This window comes from Vibrio sp. 1288, from assembly GCF_033344475.1.
Genome location: NZ_JAWPOX010000253.1, coordinates 1 through 901, shown reverse-complemented (window position 1 = coordinate 901; position 901 = coordinate 1). Strand labels below are relative to the sequence as shown.

Genomic DNA, 901 nt, shown 5'->3' with positions numbered 1-901 from the left:
AATTGGCAATCCACTCACGCTTAAACCAAATCACATGAGTCTCGCACTTGCTTTCGACCAATGTGGAGTGAATTGAATGAGGCACACCAGGCGCGATCAATAGCATTTGGTTGTGAGTCACTTCTAATTCGTGATGACCAATATGCAAACTGCCAGTGAAATGTCGATGAATGACCAACTCAAACACATCATCGTGAAAATGGAGGTCGTACTCTTTCTCTACCTCATCAATGCGACGATAGCGCCAAGAAAAACCTGGTCTCTGCGGTACTTTTTCGATGTGCGCCATTGGCAACTCCACAAGATAGTATTGTTTCACGCTCAAATAATATCAGTATTGCCGACATAATCTTCATCACGCCGAAATAGTATTGATATTAAACGGCATACTATCAACTTGGTGTTGCCCCTCTCCTTATTCTTGCCTTGTAAAGACAAACTAACTAAGGAAGCTTTTATGAGCCACTTCACTATCAAGCTACGCCAAATCCTGCACAAGACACGCGATGAATGGGCAAAATTCTCTATCAGAGAAATGGAAATCCCACCTAACACCATCGCCAAATTTTATGGTTACAAATCGAGTTGTGATCTTGAGCAAATTCTTAAACAGGATAAAAACGACGCCAATTCGGACATTTGCTCGACACCTTGTGCGAGATCTCTCACAAGCGATGTAAGCAAAACGACCATCTTTGACTAAGATAAAATCAAAAAATGCATATAAATAGTTGAAAATTAAAACTTATAGTATTTTTCATAATATTCGCTGCCAAAGTTTTTTTACCTAGCTGATTGAGAGTAATCAGCAAAACATCAATACTGATTGTGTCGACAGGATGTTGGCGGGAACAGGAAAAAAGCCTAATGGACTAGGTATCTTCAGGATGAAGATGTGGTA

General features: G+C 40.2%; 2 protein-coding genes. One reads left to right on the top strand and one right to left on the bottom strand.

What is annotated here, in order from left to right:
• On the bottom strand, positions 1 to 289 hold a 289-nt coding region (locus tag R8O11_RS26040; protein ID WP_318194716.1), incomplete at its 3' end, for an AraC family ligand binding domain-containing protein.
• A 168-nt stretch (positions 290 to 457) separates the two neighbouring features.
• Between R8O11_RS26040 and R8O11_RS26035 the strand changes: the two genes are divergently transcribed.
• Positions 458 to 703 carry a hypothetical protein gene (locus tag R8O11_RS26035; protein ID WP_043037677.1) on the top strand — a complete coding sequence of 82 codons (246 nt, stop codon included), beginning with the start codon at positions 458 to 460 and terminating at the stop codon, positions 701 to 703.
• The last annotated feature ends 198 nt before the right edge of the window (positions 704 to 901 follow it).